This is a genomic window from uncultured Agitococcus sp. (assembly GCF_937920075.1).
Taxonomy (GTDB): Bacteria; Pseudomonadota; Gammaproteobacteria; order Pseudomonadales; family Moraxellaceae; genus Agitococcus.
In genome coordinates this window covers 1-3698 of record NZ_CALETI010000025.1, presented here as the reverse complement: position 1 = coordinate 3698, position 3698 = coordinate 1, and the positions used below count along the sequence as shown (strand labels likewise).

General features: G+C 40.0%; 4 protein-coding genes. All 4 read left to right on the top strand.

The genetic code is table 11. The features are described 5' to 3' along the window. On the top strand, window positions 1-431 hold a 431-nt coding region (locus tag Q0212_RS00705), incomplete at its 5' end, for a BrxA family protein (RefSeq protein WP_297920735.1). Continuing rightward, entirely contained in the window at window positions 419-1012 is a 594-nt protein-coding gene (locus Q0212_RS00700) for a DUF1788 domain-containing protein (RefSeq protein ID WP_297920733.1), read from the top strand. The genes Q0212_RS00705 and Q0212_RS00700, both read left to right, overlap by 13 nt. 195 nt (window positions 1013-1207) lie before the next feature. Continuing rightward, window positions 1208-2245 (top strand): transposase, encoded by a 1038-nt coding sequence (locus tag Q0212_RS00695; RefSeq protein WP_297920731.1) that lies wholly within the window; start codon window positions 1208-1210, stop codon window positions 2243-2245. 57 nt (window positions 2246-2302) lie between these two features. Further along, window positions 2303-3698 (top strand): BREX system P-loop protein BrxC (gene brxC / locus Q0212_RS00690; RefSeq protein WP_297920729.1); only part of this gene is annotated, 1396 nt, incomplete at its 3' end.

Below are 3698 nucleotides of genomic sequence, written 5' to 3'. Positions count from 1 at the left end.
TTAAACGGCTTAAATGCCTAAGCCATGACGAATTGAGCTATTTGGTTGACGCTACGCCCTTAGAGCGTGGTTATTTACTGTGGTTAGCCGCCTGTTTGGACTATTCGTTTATTGGTGATTTTGCGGTTGAAGTGGTCAATGAATACTTTATTCAATTAAAGCCACAACTCAGCTACGACGATTTTGATATATTTTTTAACCAGAAAACCCTCTGGCATGACGAACTCACTCACATCACTGATTCAACACGGCTTCGCTTACGCTTAAATTTGTTTAAAATGCTCAAAGAGAGTGGCCTATTGTCGCCTCAAAATACCTTACAAAGCGTTTTACTATCGCCTCCGTTAGCGACTTTACTCAGTAAACGCCATATATCCGCTTTTGAAATATTTCCGATTTTTCACAGGGACATACAAACATGGTTAGCATAGCCTCACGGTATGAACACCTACTGGCTGTTATTAGCAGCGACCGCTTTTTGCAAATGCAAGGCTTAGGTAACGAAGTCCCCTTCTTCATTTGTCCCTTTAAGCCAAGCGATGCCGTTGCAATGGGCAAATTACAGCACCAGCTCATCAACAAGTTGGAACAGCTCGGAGTCAAAGCCTTAGAGATTAACCTTTATGATTTAGCCATTGATTTGATTAAAGCACGAGGCTTATGGGATCGTATTTTAGAGCTAGAGCCAACCCTCGCCAAAGAGGCCCTAAAAGAGCTATTACAAAATATTCTCGACCCCGAAGAGCATTTAATGCCCGAAATTGCTCAACGTCTTGGCGCAGTACAGCATGATGTGTTATTTATCACGGGCGTTGGTGAAGTCTTCCCGTATATACGCTCGCACAATGTATTAAACAATCTGCAAAAAGAAGCCAAAGACAAACCAACGGTGATGTTTTTTTCGGGTGGCTATACCCATTCTTTAGCCAGTGGTGCGGCTCTCGTGTTGTTTGGACGACTCCAAGACGATAAATATTATCGCGCCTTCAATATCGACGATTATCAAATTTAAACAACGTATTTTAGATTAGGACTTACGCAATAGGCGATATAACATATTGAATTTAAATGACAATATTAAAATATGAATACTATGTTAGGAGTTCTTTAGGGTCTCTAACTATTTGTCAATTTTTATGGAAAAAGAAGTTGACATTATCTTTGTATTTTTTGATGATAAGTTACTGTTACATAATCAATATCTGCAATGAATACCACTTCTCATCAATTACTGACTCGCCGTGATTACTGTCAATTTTTATTGAGCAGTCAAAAAAACTTTACGCTGACATATTTTGCAGACCATAGTGCCAAGTATAGCCATGACCAATTAAACCGCTATTTGAGTCTCGATAACATCACCCCTGCCGATATTTGGGCAGAAGCCAAACACCACGTTATTCCCACTGAACAGGGTTATTTACTGTTTGATGATACGGTGATTGATAAAAACTATGCCTCAAAAATAGAAATGGTTCGCCGCCAATACAGTGGTAATGCAGGGAAAGTCATCAAGGGTATTGGTGTGGTTACCTGTGTTTACGTCAATCCTCAGACAGCACAATACTGGATTATAGACTACCGTTTTTATGATAAAGACCGTGATGACAAAACGAAATTACATCATGTGAAAGAGATGTTTTTAGATTGTATCGAAAATAAGAAACTCCCGTTTACAACTGTCTTAATGGACTCGTGGTATGCGGTAAAATGGCTGATGTTATTGATAGAAAGTGAACATAAAATCTATTATTGCCCAATAAAAGCGAATAGAAATGTAAATGAAATCAGTAATGTAACAGTTAATTATCAACGTGTTGATAGTTTAACATGGACAGACGAGCAAAAGCGGCATGGACGGCGCGTTCACTTACGCCAATTTCCTAAAGGGCATTCATTACAGCTTTATTGTTTACCGTTCTCAACCGAACGTACTGATTATGTTGTCACAAATGCACCACAGGCTCATACCGTAGATGATATTGAAAAAATTTGTGCGATACGTTGGCGTATTGAACAATGTCATCGTGAATTAAAGCAGACGACAGGGTTAGAACGGTGTCAGTGTCGCAAAGCTCAGATTCAGCGGAATCACATTGCCTGTTGTTTGTTGGTATGGCATCGACTCAAAGCGTTGGCTATTCAGTTTAAATCCAATATTTACCAACTTAAACAAGGATTATTAGATTCGTATATGCGTAAACAACTGAAAAAACCAGAGCTTGTCATGACTTTTTCTTCATAAAACATAAAATAAAGTTAGGCCTTTGCGTAAGTCCTAAGATGTAGAGTTAATACTTTTATGGACAATCCTCAATTATTAAAAGATATTTTTTTAAAGCCTGTAGATCGCCCGATTGATGGCGTAATTAAAGCCGATGACCAAGCCAGTTTACGCCTTGAACTCGAAGAGTATGTACTAACCAACGAAGTCGCCCAACGCCTCAATGAGTTTTTAGTGGCTTATGCTAATTATCATGGAGCTAATGGCGTATGGGTATCAGGTTTTTTCGGGTCGGGTAAGTCGCATTTATTAAAAATGTTAGCATTTTTACTGGAAAACCGTGTAGTGAATGGCATTCCTACCCTCAACTTTTTTTTACCAAAATGCCGTGAGCAAGATAAAAGCGATGCGATTTTAGAAGCTAATCTGAAAAAAGCGGTGGCCATTCCGTCTAAAAGCATTTTATTTAATATTGACCAAAAAGCCGATGTCATTAGCAAAACCCAGATAGATGCCCTACTCTCGGTGTTTGTCAAAGTTTTTGATGAGATGTGTGGTTACTATGGCAAACAAGCCTATATTGCTCAATATGAACGCGAACTGGATGAGCGTGGTAAGTACCAAGCCTTTAAAACGGCCTTTGAGCAACTAACGGGTACAGCATGGGAACGAGGTCGTGAACAATCACTTCTCGAGTCGCGCAATATTGCCAAAGCCTATGCTCAAGTGACAGGTCAGGCCGAAAATGATGCTCTTGGCATTTTAGATAAGTACCGCGCTCAACATCGGGTCTCGATTGAAGATTTTGCCAATCAGGTTAATCAGTGGCTCAGTAAACAAGAAAAAAACTTTAGGCTCAATTTTTTTGTCGATGAAGTGGGTCAATACATTGCCGATAACGTCAAGTTGATGACCAACCTACAAACGATTGCCGAAAGTTTAGCAACCAAGTGTAATGGCCGCGCATGGGTGATTGTGACCGCTCAAGAAAATATTGAGTCGGTGATTGGCGAAATGAGCAAACAACAAGGCAATGACTTTTCACGGGTGCAAGCACGTTTTGCTAACCGTATGAAGCTGACCAGTACCGATGTGGCCGAAGTCATTCAAAAACGCTTATTAGCCAAAAAGCCCGAAGGACAAGCATTACTAGCAACTGTCTATCAACAGCAAGTCAATAATTTTAAAACCCTGTTTGATTTTGCTGACGGTGGTAAAGCCTATCGCAACTTTAAAGACAGTGAACACTTTATTTATAGTTACCCTTTTATTCCTTATCAATTCGCGCTTTTTCAATCGGCTATTCAGCAATTATCAGCTAATAATGCCTTTGAAGGTAAACATAGCTCGGTAGGTGAACGCTCGATGTTAGGGGTATTTAGACAAGTGGCAATGGCGATTGCCGACTACCCTGTTGGCCGTTTAGCAACCTTTGACTTGATGTTTGAAGGTATTCGTACCGCGCTTAAATCAG

Coding starts and splice junctions, on each gene's coding strand:
- Q0212_RS00695 (WP_297920731.1), top strand. CDS start 1,208: ATGAATACCACTTCTCATCAATTACTGACTCGCCGTGATTACTGTCAA.
- Q0212_RS00700 (WP_297920733.1), top strand. CDS start 419: ATGGTTAGCATAGCCTCACGGTATGAACACCTACTGGCTGTTATTAGC.